This window comes from Pseudomonas sp. TE4620, assembly GCF_056279045.1.
The window spans coordinates 5,480,364-5,498,527 of sequence record NZ_JBWBQO010000001.1; the positions used below are offsets into that span (position 1 = coordinate 5,480,364).

Below are 18,164 nucleotides of genomic sequence, written 5' to 3' on the forward strand. Positions count from 1 at the left end.
TGCTGTCTCAGGCTGCCTGTTTGGCGGTGACGAAAGCCGCAAGGCTGGCCACGCTGGTGAAGTGGTTACGGGTGTCCTTGGCGTCGGCGTCGATCTTGATGCCGTACTTCTTCTGGATCGCCAGGCCGAGTTCGAGGGCGTCCACCGAATCCAGGCCCAGGCCTTCGCCGAACAGGGTCTGCTCGTCACCGATGTCCTGGGCGCTGATGTCTTCAAGGCCCAGGGCGTCGATGATCAACAGCTTGATGTCGTGGTTAAGGGTGTTCTGTGGATCGCTCATCTTCGGCGAGCTCCTTGGTGAAGTGCTGATGCAAATAGTCGTTGAGTTTGCGCGAGGCCTGCGGGGCGGGGCCTTGTGCGGCGAAGGCCTGCGGGTCGATGTCGGCACCGACCTGCAGGCTGAAATGCACCCGGCGCTGGGGTATGCGGTACCAGGGTTCGGCCTTGGTCAGGGTGCTGGGGGTGACCTTGATGGTTACCGGGGTAATGATCTGCGCACCGCGCAGGGCGATGGCCGCTGCGCCGCGATGGAAGGCCGGCGGTTGGCCCGGCTGGGTGCGCGTGCCTTCGGGGAAGATGATCAGGGTCTGGCCGCCTTGTAGGGCGCCGACGGCGCTGTCGAGCATGTCCATGCTGCCGTCGTTGCTGATGTATTCGGCCGAACGCACCGGGCCGCGGGTGCAGGGGTTGTGCCAGAGGCTCTGCTTGACCACGCAGTTGGCCTGGCGTACCAGGCCGATGAGGAACACCACGTCGATCAGCGACGGGTGGTTGGCAATGATCATCTGCCCCGGGCGGCCGAGTTTTTCCGCGCCCTTGACCTCATAAGTGAGCACGCCGCTGGCGGCCATGAAACGAATGAAACGCCAGAACAGCCAGCTGATGGTGTGCCGCGCGCGCTGGCGATGGCGTACGCCGTCGCCGGGCAGGCAGGCCAGCAGCGGGAACACCAGCAGGCGCAGGCACAGGCCGCCGACACCGAACAGCAGGAAGCTGACGGCGGTGGCGAGCAGGCGCCAGTAATAGGCGTCGCGTGGTCTGCTTATGGCTTGCGTTGCCAGTTCCATGTGCGACTCTTCCAGGTGTGGGTACAGGTGCTTTCGCCCTTGAGCAGGCAACGCAACCAGCTCAGGGCATGGGGTTCGCTCGCGGCTGAGCCGGCGCTGTTATCGCCCAGGGTCAGTTGCCAGTCGTCGCCAGGCGTCAGCAGCAGGCCCAGGGCGTAGGCAAACGGCACGTCATCGATCCACGGGCCGTAGGCCGCGGGCGGCTGTTCTTCAGTGATTATCAGCAGCACTGCCGGGGCGCCTTCGCGCAGCAGGCAGGCGGCTTCCATCACGCCGTGTTCGAAACCGTCACCGGCAGCGGCCAGGGCGGTCATTTCGCTGGTTTCGCCACGCATGATCGACCACAGGCCGATCACCGCGTTGTGTACCGACAGGCTGAACTGGGTTGGCGACAGCGGCTGCTCGTTGGCCAGGTCGCTGAGTATCTCGAAGGTGCGTGGGGTTTCGCCATGCCGGGAGACGAACACCAGCGGCAAATCCTGCATTCCTTCGGCCAATGGCCAGCCCACGGCAAAGGCCATGCGCGCCAGTCGGCTCAGGCGCCGGCGCTGCATGGCCGGCAAAAACGACACATCCGGTGCCTGTTCAGCCACTGCCGGGCAGTGCTGTGCCTGGCTCCAGGCCTGCCAATCGGCAGCCGTCTGCAGGCCTGGCGCCCACGCGCGCCACTGGCTGATATTGAATGTGATCACTTAGCTGTACTTCCCGCCCTGAGGGACTTCCTTGCCGAGGGAGTGACTCGGAACAACGACCTGACAGGGGTGTGGCGCAATCGCCGAGTGGCGCGCATTATCCCGGTGGAGTTGGTGTGTAGCAAATATTGGTTGTACGGATTGTCGTCTGCAACAGACAGCGGTCCCGAAGATTCGTCGGACCGATCCGAGGTTTCCCGACCAATGGCGGTGTTGTTTATTCGGTCGGATCGCCGAAAACTTGAGCCATTGGCGGCTGGTCAAGCCGTCATTGGCCGCACATACTCGCTCATCCCCAGACACACGGAGGTCTTTCCATGCGGCGCGTGGTATTCAATCAGAAAGGTGGCGTTGGCAAGTCGAGCATTGCCTGCAACCTGGCAGCGGTGAGTGCCAATGAAGGCTATCGGACCCTGCTGATCGACCTGGATGCCCAGGCCAATTCGACCCAGTACCTCACCGGGCTGACCGGCGAGGACATTCCCATGGGCATTGCCGACTTCTTCAAGCAGACCCTGTCGTCCGGGCCGTTTGCCAAGAAGAACAAGGTCGATATCTACGAAACGCCCTTCGACAACCTGCATGTGGTGACCGCCACCGCCGAGCTTGCCGAACTGCAGCCCAAGCTTGAGGCCAAGCACAAGATCAACAAGCTGCGCAAACTGCTCGATGAGCTGGACGAGGACTACGACCGGATCTACCTGGACACTCCGCCAGCGCTGAATTTTTATGCGGTTTCGGCGCTGATCGCTGCCGATCGTGTGCTGATCCCCTTCGATTGCGACAGCTTCTCTCGCCAGGCCCTGTATGGCCTGCTGGCCGAGATCGAAGAACTAAAGGACGATCACAACGAAGAGCTGCAGGTCGAAGGCATCGTCGTCAACCAGTTCCAGGCCCGCGCCAGCCTGCCCCAGCAGATGCTCGACGAGTTGATCGCCGAGGGCCTGCCGGTGCTGCCGGTGTACCTCAACAGTTCGGTGAAGATGCGCGAATCACACCAGGCCAGCCTGCCGCTGATTCACCTGGAGCCTCGGCATAAACTGACCCAGCAGTTTGTCGAGCTGCACGCTCTGCTCGAAGAAAACGCCTAGACGCCCTGGCTGCGCAGCCACTCCAGCAGTTGCTGGAGTGGGAATGCACCGCTCTGGCGCGCCACTTCCCGGCCGTTTTTGAACAGGACCAGGCTGGGGATCGAGCGAATCGCCAATTGCCCGGCCAGTTGCTGGTTGGCCTCGCTGTCCAGTTTGGCCAGGCGGCAGCGCCCGTTCAGCTGAGCGGCGGCCTGGGCGAAGATCGGCGCAAACGACTTGCACGGCCCGCACCAGTCGGCCCAGACATCGATCAGCAACGGCAGGTCGCCCTTGATCTGGCTGGCGTAATCGCCCTGTTGCAGATCGAACGGCGTGCTCAGCAGCACCGGTTTCTTGCAGCGGCCGCATTTAGGGCTGTCGCCGAGGCGCTCGCCGGGGATGCGGTTGAGGCCGTTGCAGTGGGGGCAGGGGATAAGTAGTGGGTCAGTCATGACAGCTCCGGGAATTGCGACCGGTTTACGGTCGTCCGCGGTTCAAGCCCGCGCCTTTATGTTCAATGGTTTAGCATGTGTGCCTTGTACACCGGCCATGGAGTGCCCGATGGATTGCCAGCATTCAGCGCATATCCGCATTTTTGTCGATTTCCGATCCAATGGCGAACCAGCTTTCGAGAGCGTGCCGGTCCGTCAGATCGATGCCAATACCTTTGAGCTGCTGTCGTCACCAGGGTTGGCACTCGACCTGGCTCGTGGCGACACCATCCGCATCAACCACCCGGACCAGCGTGCCGAAGTGCTGCAGCGCGGTGGCAACTTCTGCATTCATATCTATGCCGACGACCTGCCCCAGGAGGCTGTCGACACGCTGCAAGACGAAGTGCAGACGCTGCTCGGTGGTACTCTGGATGGTCGTTACAAGGGCAACCTGACTCTTGCCATCCCCTCGCGTAACGGTTTTGCAGCCATCCGTGAAGTGTTCGACCGCTTTCGCCAATGCACCGGTGTCGAGTGGTACTACGCCAATATCTATCGCAACCTGGACGATGATGAGGATGAAACCCTGCTCAACTGGTGGCTCGACAGCTGAGGCGTAAGCCTCACGACGAGCAACTGATCTCCAGGTGCTTGCCCCATTCCGGCGGCCGCTGGGCGTAGGCCTGCATGCCCGGCTGCTCGTCGAACGGTTTGCTCAGCACTTGGTGCAGGCGGCGTACTTCCTCGTAGTCACCCCCCTCGGCCGCCTCGATGGCGCGCTGGGCCAGGTAGTTGCGCAGGATGTACAGCGGGTTGACCGCATGCATGCGCTCGCGCCGGCCCTCGGCGTTGCCGGGTTCGCGCTGCAGGCGCGCCAGGTAATCGGCTGACCACAGGTCAAAACCGGCCAGATCGATGAAGTCGTCGCGCACCACCTGCAGGGCCTGCTCGGCAGGCTGGTCGCCGAGATGGCGGAAGAACAGGGTGTAGTCCACCGCGCCGGGCTGCATCAATTGCAGCAGGCGCTCGATCAGCAGCTTGTCGTCGTCTTCTGCCTGGGTCAGGCCCAGGCGTCGGCGCATCAGGTCCAGGTAATGGGCCTCGTATAGTGGCAAGAACAGCTCCAGGGTTTCCTTAAGCGCTTCGACGCTGATAAACGGCGTCAGGGCCTGGGCCAGGGCGCTGAGGTTCCAGTGGGCGATGGGTACCTGGTTGCTGTAGCTGTAGCGGCCCTGGTCATCGGAGTGGTTGCAGATGAAATTGGCGTCGAAGTCGTCGAGGAAGGCGTAGGGGCCGAAGTCGAAGGTGATGCCCAGAATCGACATGTTGTCGGTGTTCATCACCCCGTGGCAAAAACCATAGGCCTGCCAGCGGGCAATCAGCTCGGCATTGCGCTCGACGATGGTGCGGAACATCGCCAGGTACGGCTCGGGTTCGTCCTTGCACTCGGCAAAGTGGCTGTTGAGCACGTGCTCGGCGAGGATGCGCTGCTGCTCGGGCTGGCGGGTGTAGTAGAAGTACTCGAAATGCCCGAAGCGGATATGGCTCGGCGCCAGGCGCAGCAGCATGGCCGCGCGCTCCTGGGTTTCTCGCCACACCGGCGTGCTCGAGCCGATCACGCACAGCGCGCGGCTGCTGGCGATGCCCAGGGCCGGCAGGGCCTCGCTGGCAAGAAACTCGCGAATCGATGAACGCAGCACGGCGCGGCCATCACCCATGCGCGAGTAAGGCGTCTGCCCGGCGCCCTTGAGGTGCAGGTCCCAGGACTGGCCGGCGTCGTTGCGCACCTCGCCCAGCAACAGCCCGCGGCCATCGCCAAGGCGCGGGTTGTAGGAGCCGAACTGGTGCCCGGAGTAAACCATAGCCCGCGGTTCGGCCTCGGCCCACAGCTTGTGGCCGCTGAACAGTTCGGCAAATATCGGCGAATGGGCCTCGGTGGGCTCAAGGTCGAGCAGCGCCATCGCTGCCTCGCTGGCGACCACCAGGCGCGGTTCGGCAATCGGCTCGGGCAGCACCGAAGTAGAGAAGGCATCGCCCAGGCGGGCGAAACGGTTATCGAAAGTCAGTTCGTCGAGGGCTTTCAACGGCCATCTCCTGAAGAAAACCTGAGCATTCTGCAAGGGTATGGCCGCTGGCGTCCAGTCAGGCCGGTTTGCCGCTGGCCTCGTCGCCGGGCTTCTCGCCATTGCTGGCGTTTGGCAGCACGGTCTTGTCGAGGTTTTCCACCGGGACCATCTTGTATTCCTGGCCCTGCATGTTCTTCAGGTAGATCTCCATCTGCCGGAAGGAGATGTTGATGTGTTGCTTCTTGAACTCTTTGTTGATGTAGCGGTTGATCTCGTCGAGCACCGGGTTGCGGTCGCCCAGGTCGCGCACGTGCATGCGCAGCTCGTGGTCCAGGGTGCTTTCGCCGAAGTTCAGGAAGTAGACGATCGGCGCCGGCTCCTTGAGTACCCGCGGGTTGTCGTTGGCGGCCTTGAGCAGCAGGGTGCGCACCAGGTCCAGATCCGAGCCGTAGTCGACGCCGAGCTTGAGGGTTACCCGGGTGATGGTGTCGGTCAGCGACCAGTTGATCAGTTGCCCGGTGATGAAGGTCTTGTTCGGGACAATGATGTCCTTGCGGTCGAAGTCGGTGATGGTGGTGGCGCGGATGCGGATCTTGCTCACCGTGCCGGAGAGGTTGCCGATGGTGATGGTGTCGCCAATGCGCACCGGGCGCTCGAACAGGATCATGATCCCGGAGATGAAGTTGGCGAAGATCTCCTGCATGCCGAAGCCCAGGCCCACCGACAGTGCCGCCACCAGCCATTGCAGTTTGTCCCAGCTGACGCCCAGGGCTGACAGGGTGGAAACAAAGCCGACCCCGGCAATCACGTAGGACAGCAACGTGGTGGTGGCGTAGGCACTGCCCTGGGCCAGGTTCAGGCGTGACAGCACCAGTACTTCGAGCAGGCCCGGCAGGTTGCCGGCCAGGGCAATGGTGATGCCGATGATCACCAGTGCGCCCAGCAGGTCGCGCAGGCTGATCGGCACCATGCTCATGGATGCGCCGGTGCCGCTGGTGTACTCGTACAGGGTGATGTTGTCGAGGTAGGCAAACACGCTGATCAGGTCCGACCAGACCCAGTACAGGGCGGCGATGAAGCCGCCGAGCAGGGCCAGGCGAATCAGGCGCAGCGACTGCTGGTTGACCTGTTCGATGTCCAGGGTCGGCTCTTCGACCAGCACTTCGCCATCCAGGCCTTCCTTGGCCGCCTGGCGCTTGCTCAGCGCCCGCTGGTAGGCCAGGCGCCGGGCAGCCACGGCCAGGCCGCGGACGAAGGCGGCTTCGATCACCAGCCAGAACATCAGCAGGTACAGGGTATCGATCAGGCGGTCTGTGAGCTTGAGCGCGGTGTAGTAATAGCCAAAGCACACGGCGATGAACAGCGCCACCGGCAACGCGGTAAAGGCCACGCCCACGGCCTTGCGAAACAGCGAGGTGTTGCGGTGGGTGGGACTGCTCAGCAGCAGGCGGCTGAGCAACCAGGCCATCAGCGCATAGCAGGTCAGCACCACGCCGATGCCGAGCACGTCTTCAGCCAGCGCCGAGGGTTGATGTTCGGCCACCGCCACCACCCCGACCAGGGCCAGGACCACGGTGCCGAGGCGGCGGATCCAGCCACGGAGGAATTCGACCTGGGGCTTTTCCCAGCGAAAGTGCAGCTCGGCCACGCCGCCCGGGGCGAGTATCCGGTAGGCGGTGTAGAACACCAGCCAGGCCTGGGCCACCTGGAACAGCGCCGAGGCGAGGTTGGCGTTCTGCCCGCGGGCGTCGACCTGCAGGGCATAGCCGCACAGGGCCAGACCCAGGCTCAGGGGCATGGCCAGGAGGATGTTGATCAGGATCGCCTGGGGCGTGTGCCACTGGCTGTCACGCTTGAAGTGGCCGACATCCTGGTGAACCTTGGTCAGGCGCGCATACAGGTATTTGCGCCGCCACAGCAGGGTGCCGATCAGCAACAGCAACGGCAGGAACAGCAACGGGCGCTGGGCCAGGCCGTCGGTCAGCTCGCGCAGGCCTGAACCCCAAGGCAGGCTGACAACCTGTTTTTGCAGGCGCTCGGGCACGCTGCGCAGCCATTCCAGGTCCAGTGGCTTGTTGCTGGGAATCCAGAACATCTGCTCATCAAGGGTTGCACGCAGGTTTTGTGCGGTGCTGAACAGTTGCTTCTGGTTCAACTGCAAGGTGATCGATTCGTTGAGCAGCGCGCTCAGTTCACGGTTCAGGCGTTCGAGCAGGTCGCTGCGAGTGATCGCCACTTCCAGCAAGGCCTTGCGCAGTTGCGGGGTGACGGTCTCGGGCGGTTGCGCGGTGAGCAGCTTGTCGACATAGCTGCTCGGGCTGCTGATCTGCTCGCGCTGTTGGTTGATCTCGAACTGATACAGGCGGATGTCGGCGATCTGGTCGGCCAGGTCGCGGTCGAGCTTCAGGTGCGGCAGCGCCTGCTTCTGCTTGTAGAGGATCTTCGACAGCAGCAGGCTGCCCTTGAGCACGCTGATCTGCTCGTCGAGGGCCTGGTCGCTCTGGGTCAGGCTGTCCAGCTGCTGCTTGGTCTTGAGGTTCTGCTGGGTCAGGTCGTTGAGGCTGTCGGTGCTGCGCAGCAGGTAGTCGGAGAGCTTGAGGTTGGCGGCGCTTTCGGTGGCCAGCAGGGTGCTGCCGCCAGCTTTCTGCGCTTCGATCGACTGTTCGGTGACGGTTTGCTGGGACTGGGCCAGGCGCTTCTGGTTGATCAGCGTCTGCAGGTCCTGGATCTCCTGTTCCAGGCGCGCGGCGCGCTCGATCAACAGGTCATGCTGACTGTTGCCCAGGTCTTGCAGCAGGCTGTTGCCGGCCAGTTCCTGGCGGCGCAGCAGGGTCAGGGCGTTGAGCGCGGCGAGTTCGGCGTTGAGCTGATTGCGCTGGTCGGCGCTGAGCGGCTTGCCGCCGTCCTTGCCGATCTTCAGGCTGGTGTTGATCTGCTGGGTGCGGGTCTGGTTGGCGCTGATTTCTGCCTGGGCCCGTTCGGGGCGGGTCTGCGCGGTGATGGTCAGGCTGTTGGCCTCGGACAGCGCTTTTTGCAGTTCGCCCTGCTCGGTGGTGCGCTCGGCCAGCAATTGCTCCAGCTGCGGCACGCTGGAGGCAGCGTAGCGCTGGGTGACCGGGATCACCTTGCTGTCCTTGAGCTTGGCCAGCTCGCGCTGGTTTTCGCTGGTCTGGCGCGGCGCGTCGTTGAGCTGGTGCTTGAGCGCGGCGAGCTTCTTCTCGCTGTCCTCTTTGTTGCCGAGGAAGGCCAGGGTCTTTTCGAGCACCTGCTGCAGGGCTTTCTGTTCAGCCTCGGGCAGCTTGCGTTCGGCGATCTTGTCCAGGCTTTTCTGGATCGCTGCCGTGGTCGGCGGTTCCGCCGCCCACACCGGGGAGAAGGACAGGCACAGCCCGATCAGGGCTGCGCTTAAAAACGTGCGCAGGGACATAGGCAGAAAATTCGTACAGGCAGAGGCGAAGAACGGAGTTTAAAGGAACAACCCTGGGCCGGGTCGAGTACCTTCGGGGAATTTGACGCCCACTTTGAGGATCTTGTTCCCTTCCATCACTGCAACCGTCCACAAGGTGCTGTTCCATTCGATCTGGTCGCCGACCACCGGCGCGCCGCCAACCTTCTGCGCGATGAAGCGGCTGAGTGGCGTGTGCGGGTCCTGACCGTCGAGCTGCAAACCGTACAACGCCGCTACAGCCCCCAGTTCTGCGTCCCCTTCGAGCACGAAGTCACCAAAGAAGCGCAGGTCCAGGCCTCGCTGCGGTGCCTGGCTGAACAGCTTGCCGAGGGCCGGCAGGTTGTGTTCGTGGCCGATCACGCAGAGCAGGTCGTCGACTTCCAGGGTGGTACTTCCCGACGGATGGAGCAGTTGCTGGCCGCGAAACAGTGCGGCGATGCGGGTGCCTTCGGGCATTTTCAGCTCGCGCAGGGCGGCGCCGATGCACCATTTTTCGGCGCCCAGGCGATAGACGAACAGCTCCCACTCGCTGGTGATGTGCACTTCCAGGGCCGAGCGGGAGATCGGCGCCGGGTCTGGCGGTACTGTCACTTTCAGCAGCTTGGCCACCCACGGCAGGCTGGTGCCCTGCACCAGCAGCGAGACCAATACGATGAAGAACGCCAGGTTGAAGAACAGCTGCGCATCGGGCAGCCCGGCCATCAGCGGGAACACCGCGAGAATGATCGGTACCGCGCCGCGCAGGCCGACCCAGGAAATAAAGGCTTTTTCGCGGCCATGGAAAGCCTTGAACGGCAGCAGGGCGGCGATTACCGACAGTGGCCGGGCGAAGATGATCATCCACAGCGCCAGGCCCAGTGCCGGCAGGGCGATGGGCAGCAGGTCGTGCGGTGTGACCAGCAGGCCGAGGACCAGGAACATGCCGATCTGCGCGAGCCAGGCCATGCCGTCGAGCATGTGCAAGATGCCATGGCGACTACGGATCGGCCGGTTGCCGAGCACCAGGCCGCACAGGTACACGGCGAGGAAGCCGCTGCCGTGCAGGGCGTTGGTCAGCGAGAACACCACCAGGCCGCCAGCCACTACCAGGATCGGATAGAGGCCGCCGGCGAGGTTGATGCGGTTGACCAGTTGCAGCAGCAGCCAGCCGCCACCCAGGCCCAGCAGGCCGCCGATGCCGAACTCGCGCAGCAGGTGGGTGAGCAGGCTCCAGTGCAGGCCGGTCTGGCCACTGGCGATCATCTCGATCAGGGTCACGGTGAGGAACACCGCCATCGGGTCGTTGCTGCCCGATTCAATCTCCAGGGTTGCCGTCACCCGCTCGTTCAGGCCTTTGCCGCCGAGCAGCGAGAATACCGCTGCGGCGTCGGTGGAGCCGACGATGGCGCCGATCAGCAGGCCCTGGATCAGGCTCAGGTCGAACAGCCAGGCGGCGACCATGCCGGTCAGGCCGGTGGTGATCAGCACGCCGACTGTGGCCAGCGACAGCGCCGGCCACAGGGCCACGCGGAAACTCGCCACCCGCGTGCGCAGGCCGCCGTCGAGGAGGATCACCGCCAGCGCCAGGTTGCCCACCAGGTAGGCGGTCGGGTAATTGTTGAAGATGATGCCGCCACCGTCGACCCCGGCAATCATGCCGACCGCAAGGATGATGACCAGGATCGGGATGCCCAGGCGCGATGACAGTGAGCTGACCAGAATACTTGCACCTACCAGCAATGCGCCGATCAAGAACAGGCTATTGATGGTGGACGCATCCAAAGGCAGTACTCCGGGGAAAAGCAGGAAGGAGGGGCGGTTTGCTTCGAATATCAAGCAGGTCGCGTGCCAAGGATTCTAACCTGAGGGGTTGGCGGGCTGTAAAGGGTTAATCGCGGGGACAAAAAAAGCACTCCTTGGAGTGCCTTATTGTGTTGCTACTTGCGGGCCTCATCGCGGGTCAAGCCCGCTCCCACAGGTAGGAGCGGGCTTGCCCCGCGAAAAAGGCTTAGGCCTGCTTGACCTCACGCATCGCCTTGCCTTTGACCGGCGCGCCGTTGGCGACATAGTACTTGGCGGTGCTGCGTGGCAGCGGCTGGCGGTTGCGGATCTTGTCGGCGATTTTCTCGGCGATCATGATCGTGGTGGCATTGAGGTTGCCAGTGATAATGATCGGCATGATCGAGGCATCGACCACACGCAGGCCCTGCATGCCATGCACGCGGCCCTGGCCGTCGACCACGGCCATGTCGTCGTCGCCCATCTTGCACGAGCAGGACGGGTGGAACGCGGTTTCGGCGTGCTCGCGGATGAACTTGTCCAGTTCTTCGTCAGTCTGCACGTCGGCGCCCGGGCTGATTTCGCGGCCACGGTAGGCGTCCAGTGCAGGCTGGGCCATGATTTCGCGGGTCAGGCGGATGCCGTCACGGAATTCCTGCCAGTCCTGCTCGGTGGCCATGTAGTTGAAGAGGATGCTCGGGTGCTGGCGCGGGTCTTTCGACTTCAGCTGGATACGGCCGCGGCTAGGCGAGCGCATCGACCCCATGTGGGCCTGGAAGCCGTGTTCCTGTACGCCATTGCTGCCGTTGTAGTTGATCGCTACCGGCAGGAAGTGGTACTGGATGTTCGGCCATTCGAACTCTTCGCGCGTACGGATGAAACCGCCCGCTTCGAACTGGTTGCTGGCGCCGATACCGGTGCCCTTGAACAGCCACTCGGCACCGATGGCCGGCTGGTTGTACCAGAGCAGCGACGGGTACAGCGATACCGGCTGAGTGCAGGCGTACTGCAGGTACAGCTCAAGGTGGTCCTGCAGGTTTTCGCCCACGCCCGGCAGGTCGTGAACCACAGGCACGTTGAGGCTTTCGAGCAGAGCACGCGGGCCAACGCCGGAGCGCTGCAGCAGTTGCGGCGAAGCGATGGCGCCGGAGCAGACGATCACTTCCTTGCGCGCACGGGCTTCGACGCGCTCTTCGCTGGCGCCGACCAGGTAGCTCACGCCAACAGCGCGCTTGCCGTCGAACAGCACGCGATCGCTCAGGGCGTGGGTGACGATGGTCAGGGTCGAACGCTTTTTGGCAGTGTCCAGGTAGCCGCGGGCGGTGCTGGAGCGACGGCCTTTAGGCGTGACGGTACGGTCCATTGGGCCGAAACCTTCCTGCTGGTAGCCGTTGAGGTCTTCGGTGCGCGGGTAACCGGCTTGTACGCCGGCTTCGACCATGGCGTGGAACAGCGGGTTGTTGCCGGCTTTAGGCGTGGTGACGCTGACCGGGCCTTCGCCACCGTGATAATCGTTGGCGCCGATGTCGCGGGTTTCCGCCTTGCGGAAATACGGCAGGCAGTCCAGGTAGCTCCAGTCTTCCAGGCCTGGCAATTTTGCCCAGCCGTCGAAGTCCATGGCGTTGCCGCGGATGTAGCACATGCCGTTGATCAGCGACGAGCCACCCAGGCCCTTGCCGCGACCGCATTCCATCCGGCGGCCGTCCATGTGCGGCTCCGGGTCGGTCTCGTAGGCCCAGTTGTAGCGACGGCCTTGCAGCGGGAACGCCAGCGCGGCTGGCATCTGGGTGCGAAAGTCCATGCGGTAGTCTGGGCCACCGGCCTCGAGCAGCAGGACGGTAACGCCTTCGTCTTCGGTCAGGCGGGTCGCCAGGGTGTTACCGGCAGAGCCGGCACCGACGATGATGTAGTCATATTCCATGGCTTTCTCCGAAAGCAGCTGCAAGCCTCAAGCTACAAGCCGCAAGAAAAAGCGGTCGTGCAAGGCTCGCGATTTAGTGGGCGCTGCAAGTGCCGGTTGGCATAACGCGCACCGGCTTTTACTTGCAGCTTGCAGCTCGAAGCTTGAGGCTTCAGAGCATCTGGCTACGTGTCACCTCAGAAAACCGAGTTGTACGCACCCAGTTCCACCTGCACCGATTTAATACGAGTGTACTGAGCCAGCGAGCTCACGCCGTTTTCGCGGCCAACACCGGATTGCTTGTAACCGCCAACCGGCATTTCGGCTGGCGACTCGCCCCAGGCGTTGATCCAGCAGATACCGGCTTCCAGCTGGTGGATGATGCGGTGGGCGCGGCTGATGTCGTTGGTGCAGACGCCCGCGGCCAGGCCGTATTCGGTGTCGTTGGCACGGCGGATGACTTCTTCTTCGGTCTCGTAGGAGAGGATGCTCATCACTGGGCCGAAGATTTCTTCCTTGACGATGGTCATGTCGTCGCGGCAGTCGGTGAACACGGTCGGTGCCACGAATGCGCCCTTGGCGAATTCGCCTTCGGTCAGACGCTGGCCGCCGCACAGAACGCGTGCGCCTTCTTCCTTGCCCTTGGCGATGTAGCCCAGCACGCTTTCCATGTGGGCGAAGCTGACCAGCGGGCCGAAGTTGGTGTTTTCGTCTTCAGGGTTGCCAACGCGGATGCGCGCAACGCGCTCGGCGATCTTGGCTTCGAAAGCCGCTTTCATCGAGGCCGGGACGAACACGCGGGTGCCGTTGGTGCAGACCTGGCCCGAGCTGTAGAAGTTGGCCATCATGGCGATGTCGGCGGCGCGATCCAGATCGGCGTCGTCGCAGATGATCAGCGGCGACTTGCCGCCCAGTTCCATGGTGACTTCCTTGAGCGTCGAGCTCGAAGCGCTGGCCATGACTTTCTTGCCGGTGGTGGTGCCGCCGGTGAAGGAGATTTTCTCGATGCGCGGGTGCTCGGTCAGCCAGGTGCCGACTTCGCGGCCGCTGCCGGTCAGGACGTTGAACACGCCGTCTGGCAGGCCGGCTTCGGTGTAGATCTCGGCCAGTTTCAGGGTGGTCAGCGAGGTGACTTCGCTCGGCTTGAAGATCATCGCGTTACCGGCTGCCAGGGCTGGTGCGGATTTCCACAGGGCGATCTGGATCGGGTAGTTCCAGGCGCCGATACCGACGGTCACGCCCAGCGGCTCGCGGCGGGTGTAGACGAACGAGCTGTCGCGCAGCGGGATCTGCTCGCCTTCGATGGCCGGTACCAGGCCTGCGTAGTATTCCAGCACGTCGGCGCCGGTGACGATGTCGACGTAGCGGGTTTCGGAGTACGACTTGCCGGTGTCCAGGGTTTCCAGGGCGGCCAGTTCATCGTTGCGCTCGCGCAGGATGTCGACGGCGCGGCGCAGGATGCGCGAACGCTGCATGGCGGTCATCGCTGCCCAGACTTTCTGGCCACGTTCGGCGCTTTCTACCGCGCGCTCGACATCGGCTTCGGTAGCGCGTTGCACCTGGGCGAGGACTTCGCCGTTGGCCGGGTTGATGGCGTCGAAGGTAGCGTCGCTGGAAGCGTCGACATAACCACCATCAATGTAGAGTTTTTGCAGTTCGAAACGGGCCATAGTGTCCTCGCAAGTGCATATGTGTGTTTGGCTATCCGTGCAGCGCTCCTGCTTGTTTGGCAATCGCGACGCGCGGTGGTTCAGAGGCCTGGTTTTGCGTGTCCGGGCTCGTCTGTTTCGCCAGTTGTAAATCCATGTATTCGTAAGCGATTTGTTTCGCCTGGTCGGTGTCGAAAGCGTCTCCGGACAGCGCACCGCGCAGCCACAGACCGTCGATCAAGGCTGCCAGCCCGCGGGCCGCGCTGCGTGCTTCTGGCAACGGCAGGGCGCGGCGGAACTGGCAGCACAGGTTGGAATACAAGCGGTGATCGTTGATCCGCTGCAACCTGTGCAAAGACGGCTGGTGCATGCTGGAGGCCCAGAAGGCCAACCAGGTTTTCATTGCCGGGCCGTTGACCTGGCTGGCGTCGAAGTTGCCTTCGATGATCACCTGCAGGTGGGCGCGCGGGCTGTTGTCCTTGAGCGCCTGCCGGTTGGCGACGACGTTCTCGTTCAGCACGCTCATCAAGTACCGCATGGTCGCTGCGATCAGGCCGTTCTTGTCCTGAAAGTAGTGACTGATGATGCCATTCGACACACCGGCCAAACGGGCGATCAGCGCAATGCTGGCGTCACCCATGCCGACCTGGTCGATGGCCAGCAACGTGGCTTCGATCAACTGCTGACGGCGGATGGGTTGCATACCGACCTTGGGCATCTTGCAAATCTCCTCAGGCCTGCGAGCAGTCGACGAGCGGCTGCCTCGGCGAAGGCCAGTCTATTTTGTTTTGATTGAACGTTCAATCAACAAAGAATAAGCTCTGCGACAATCTGTGCAATTGACAGGTTTTTCCTACCTGCGGTTTGCACAAATTGGCACCCCAAAAAGACGTGGAACCCCCGGAATACAAGGTGTTGACGGGTGTAAACGGCGCGTTGAACAGATCTGCCGAGCGGTATAGCACCGCGCGGCCAACCCTCGGGACGGGGTTTTCGGCCTGTTTTTTTCAACGCAATCGATTCGGGATCACGGTTTTTTCAAGGTGCTTTTATAACACCTGCAGCTGTGGGGCTATTGCACCATTTGCTCGGGTAACGATTGTTTCGTGTTTCTCTCGCACTGCCCGGAGCATATGTGCAATGAGTTCTGCCTCCCTAATCAAGACCCCTGCCGAGAGGGTCCGGGTCAACAGCGTGGTGTTCTTCACCTCGACGTTGCTGATCCTGTTGTTGACTGCCTTGCTGATCGCAGTTCCCGAAACCGCCGGCCGCGTGCTGAACGAGGCTCAGGCCTGGTTGTCGCGTAGCTTCGGCTGGTACTACATGCTGGTGATTGGCGGCTACCTGCTGTTCGTCATCGTTCTGGCCTTCTCCAACTTCGGCAAGCTCAAGCTTGGCGGCAAGGATGACAAGCCGGACTTCAGCTACGGTGCCTGGGCCGGGATGCTGTTCTCCTCCGGTATCGGTATCTCGCTGCTGTACTTCGGTGCGTCCGAGCCGCTGGATCACTACTTCAACCCGCCTGAAGGCGCACCGGCCAGCCTGCAGTCGGCCCGTGAAGGCCTGCAGCTGACCTTCCTGCACTGGGGCCTGCATGGCTGGGCGATCTATGCCCTGGTCGGCCTGTCCGTTGCCTACTTCGCTTACCGCCACAACCAGCCGCTGGCCCTGCGCTCGGCGCTGTACCCGCTGGTCGGCGAGCGTTGGGTCAAGGGCGCCGCAGGCCACACTGTCGATATCTTCGGCATGTTCGTGACCCTGCTGGGCCTGGTGACCAACCTGGGCATTGGCTCGATGCAGGTATCCTCGGGCCTGGAATATTTGTTCGGCATGCAGCACAGCGACACCAACCTGCTGATCGTGATCCTGGTGATGAGCACCGTGGCGACCATCGCCGCCGTGTCGGGTGTGGAGAACGGCATCCGCCGCCTGTCCAACCTCAACATCATCCTGTTCAGCGGCCTGCTGCTGTTCGTGCTGCTCAACGGCCCGACCCTGCACCTGCTCAACAGCTTCGTGCAGAACATCGGCGACTACCTCAACGGCGTGGTGCTCAAGACCTTCGACCTGTACGTCTATGAAGGCGACAGTGACAAGTCCGAGCGCTGGCTGGGCCTGTGGACCGTGTTCTATTGGGCCTGGTGGATTTCCTGGGGCCCGTTCGTCGGTATGTTCATTGCCCGCATTTCGCGCGGTCGTACCGTGCGCGAGCTGGTCGCCGGCGTACTGCTGATCCCGCTGGGCTTCACCCTGGCCTGGCTGTCGATCTTCGGCAACTCGGCGCTGGACCTGGTCATGAACCAGGGCGCGGTGGAGCTTGGGCGAACAGCGCTGGAACAGCCGGCGATGTCGATCTACCAGTTGCTCGAGCACTATCCGTTCGCCAAGATCGTGGTCGGTGTCGCGATTTTCGTTGGCTTCGTACTGTTCCTGACCCCGGCCGATTCCGGCGCGGTGATGATGGCCAACCTTTCCTGCAAAGGCGGCCATGTCGACGAAGATGCACCGAACTGGCTGCGTATCCTCTGGTCGGCGATCATTACCGTGGTCACCATCGGTTTGCTTCTGGCCGGTAACTTCCAGGCCATGCAGACCATGGTGGTACTGGCGGGGCTGCCGTTCTCGGTGGTGCTGGTGCTGTTCATGTTCGGCCTGTACAAGGCCATGAAGCAGGACAGCCAGGTCGAGCAGGAGCAGGCCGAACTGGCTGCCCGTGGTCGTCGCGGTTTCAGCGAGCGCCTGAGCCAGCTGGACCTGCAGCCAACCCAGGCCATCGTTCAGCGCTTCATGGACAAGCGCGTCAGCCCGGCGCTCAAGGAAGCGGCTGCGCAGTTGCAGACCCTGGGCTTCCAGGTGCAGACCCGGGTCGGCCAGTCGCGCTCGGCCATGGGCCTGCGCATCGACATGGAAGAAGGCAATCCGTTCGTTTATGAAGTGAGCCTGGACGGTTACCTGGCCGCGCCGAGCGAGGCACCGGTGGAAGGCGAGACGGAAGTGCGCCAGCGCTTCTACCGCGCCGAGGTGTACCTGCACAATGGCAGCCAGGAGTACGACCTGATGGGCTTCACCCCGGAGCAGATCACCCGTGATGTGCTCGATCAGTTCGAAAGCCACCGCCAGTTGCTGGGGCGTGTCTATAGCTGACAACGGCTGATGCACCGCAAGGGCTCTGTTCGCAGGAACAGGGCCCTTTTTGTTGTGATACCGGTGCAGACTGGACAGGCGCAGCAGGCCCCGGCACTCTTGGCGTTGCCAAGGAGCCCGGTGCCATCATGTTCAAGCGTCTTGTCCTGTTGTTGTGCAGTTGCCTGTCGTTCAGCCACCTCGCCCGCGCCAGCGAGCCTGTGGTGCTGCTCACCGAAAACTTCCCGCCCTATAACATGGCCATCAACGGCAAGAGCTTCGCCCGTGACGATGGCATCAACGGCATTGCCGCGGACCTGGTGCGCGAGATGTTCAAGCGCGCCGGGGTGCCCTACAGCATGACCTTGCGCTTCCCCTGGCAGCGCATCTACGAGCAGGCCCTGCAAACGCCCGGCTACGGCGTATTCGTCATGGCCCGCCAGCCGGAGCGGGAAAAGCTGTTCAAGTGGGTCGGGCCGTTGGGGCCGGATGACTGGATTTTGCTGGCCCCCGAAGGCAGTCCGATTGCCGTCAGCAACCTCCAGGAGGCCAAGCGTTACCGCATCGGGGCCTACAAGGGTGATGCGATCGCCGAGTACCTGGCCGCGCAAGGCCTTAACCCGGTACTGGTGCTGCGCGACCGTGACAACGCGAAAAAACTGCTGAACGGCGAAATCGACCTGTGGGCCAGTGGCGATCCGGCTGGTCGCTACCTGGCGCGTCAGGTAGGTGTGAGCAAGCTCAAGACGGTGCTGCGTTTTCACGGTGCCGAGCTGTACCTGGCGCTCAACCGCGAAGTGCCGGACGAGGTGGTGAACAAACTGCAGCAGGCCCTTGAGCAGATGCGCCGCGACGGCTTTGTCGAGCAGGTGTTCGCTCGTTACCTGTAAAAGTCCTGAGCAATAGTTAACGCAGGCAATGCGATAGGTGTCGTTATCGTCACGGGTCCCTTACCCA

General features: G+C 62.7%; 14 protein-coding genes. 4 read left to right on the forward strand and 10 right to left on the reverse strand.

What is annotated here, in order from left to right; genetic code table 11:
* Nucleotides 1–7 precede the first annotated feature (7 nt).
* The 3 genes from ACZ9A3_RS25455 to ACZ9A3_RS25465 are packed head-to-tail and all read right to left on the reverse strand — an operon-like array spanning nucleotide 8 to nucleotide 1,759.
* On the reverse strand, nucleotides 8–280 hold the full coding sequence (locus ACZ9A3_RS25455; protein ID WP_010222262.1) for a phosphopantetheine-binding protein: 273 nt from the start codon (nucleotides 278–280) through the stop codon (nucleotides 8–10).
* A complete protein-coding gene (locus ACZ9A3_RS25460) occupies nucleotides 255–1,067 on the reverse strand; it encodes a lysophospholipid acyltransferase family protein (protein WP_045193925.1) in 813 nt (270 codons plus the stop codon). Before ACZ9A3_RS25460 ends, ACZ9A3_RS25455 begins: the two co-directional genes overlap by 26 nt.
* Nucleotides 1,043–1,759: a beta-ketoacyl synthase chain length factor gene (locus ACZ9A3_RS25465; protein ID WP_258595935.1), complete on the reverse strand. Its 717-nt coding sequence runs from the start codon at nucleotides 1,757–1,759 to the stop codon at nucleotides 1,043–1,045. The genes ACZ9A3_RS25460 and ACZ9A3_RS25465 overlap by 25 nt, the downstream gene beginning before the upstream one ends.
* A gap of 317 nt (nucleotides 1,760–2,076) precedes the next feature.
* Here ACZ9A3_RS25465 and ACZ9A3_RS25470 point away from each other — a divergent pair, with 317 nt between their 5' ends.
* Complete coding sequence (locus ACZ9A3_RS25470) at nucleotides 2,077–2,850, forward strand: ParA family protein (protein WP_476253248.1); 774 nt, start codon at nucleotides 2,077–2,079, stop codon at nucleotides 2,848–2,850.
* Here ACZ9A3_RS25470 and trxC read toward each other — a convergent pair.
* Nucleotides 2,847–3,281, reverse strand: a complete 435-nt coding sequence (gene trxC, locus ACZ9A3_RS25475) for a thioredoxin TrxC (RefSeq protein ID WP_476253249.1) — start codon at nucleotides 3,279–3,281, stop codon at nucleotides 2,847–2,849. The genes ACZ9A3_RS25470 and trxC overlap by 4 nt on opposite strands.
* 109 nt (nucleotides 3,282–3,390) lie before the next feature.
* Here trxC and ACZ9A3_RS25480 point away from each other — a divergent pair, with 109 nt between their 5' ends.
* Complete coding sequence (locus ACZ9A3_RS25480; RefSeq protein ID WP_123564839.1) at nucleotides 3,391–3,876, forward strand: DUF4265 domain-containing protein; 486 nt, start codon at nucleotides 3,391–3,393, stop codon at nucleotides 3,874–3,876.
* A gap of 10 nt (nucleotides 3,877–3,886) precedes the next feature.
* On the opposite strand, the gene selO is transcribed toward ACZ9A3_RS25480, so the two are convergent.
* The 6 genes from selO to betI all read right to left on the reverse strand — a co-directional run bounded on the left by selO (nucleotide 3,887) and on the right by betI (nucleotide 14,802).
* Nucleotides 3,887–5,347: a protein adenylyltransferase SelO gene (gene selO / locus ACZ9A3_RS25485; protein WP_476253250.1), complete on the reverse strand. Its 1,461-nt coding sequence runs from the start codon at nucleotides 5,345–5,347 to the stop codon at nucleotides 3,887–3,889.
* Between the two features lie 58 nt (nucleotides 5,348–5,405).
* A complete protein-coding gene (mscK, locus tag ACZ9A3_RS25490) occupies nucleotides 5,406–8,756 on the reverse strand; it encodes a mechanosensitive channel MscK (RefSeq protein WP_401288620.1) in 3,351 nt (1,116 codons plus the stop codon).
* A 39-nt stretch (nucleotides 8,757–8,795) separates the two neighbouring features.
* Nucleotides 8,796–10,538, reverse strand: a complete 1,743-nt coding sequence (locus ACZ9A3_RS25495) for a potassium/proton antiporter (protein WP_045193919.1) — start codon at nucleotides 10,536–10,538, stop codon at nucleotides 8,796–8,798.
* Nucleotides 10,539–10,764: 226 nt separating this feature from the next.
* Nucleotides 10,765–12,456 (reverse strand): choline dehydrogenase, encoded by a 1,692-nt coding sequence (gene betA, locus ACZ9A3_RS25500; RefSeq protein ID WP_093377077.1) that lies wholly within the window; start codon nucleotides 12,454–12,456, stop codon nucleotides 10,765–10,767.
* Nucleotides 12,457–12,632: 176 nt separating this feature from the next.
* Complete coding sequence (betB, locus tag ACZ9A3_RS25505; RefSeq protein ID WP_045193917.1) at nucleotides 12,633–14,105, reverse strand: betaine-aldehyde dehydrogenase; 1,473 nt, start codon at nucleotides 14,103–14,105, stop codon at nucleotides 12,633–12,635.
* 31 nt (nucleotides 14,106–14,136) lie between these two features.
* Nucleotides 14,137–14,802, reverse strand: coding sequence for a transcriptional regulator BetI (gene betI, locus ACZ9A3_RS25510; RefSeq protein ID WP_093377074.1), 666 nt, complete (start codon nucleotides 14,800–14,802; stop codon nucleotides 14,137–14,139).
* 422 nt (nucleotides 14,803–15,224) lie between these two features.
* Between betI and betT the strand changes: the two genes are divergently transcribed.
* Both betT and ACZ9A3_RS25520 read left to right on the forward strand, forming a co-directional pair.
* Nucleotides 15,225–17,228 (forward strand): choline BCCT transporter BetT, encoded by a 2,004-nt coding sequence (gene betT, locus ACZ9A3_RS25515; RefSeq protein WP_045193915.1) that lies wholly within the window; start codon nucleotides 15,225–15,227, stop codon nucleotides 17,226–17,228.
* Between the two features lie 128 nt (nucleotides 17,229–17,356).
* Nucleotides 17,357–18,097, forward strand: a complete 741-nt coding sequence (locus tag ACZ9A3_RS25520) for a substrate-binding periplasmic protein (RefSeq protein ID WP_093377071.1) — start codon at nucleotides 17,357–17,359, stop codon at nucleotides 18,095–18,097.
* The last annotated feature ends 67 nt before the right edge of the window (nucleotides 18,098–18,164 follow it).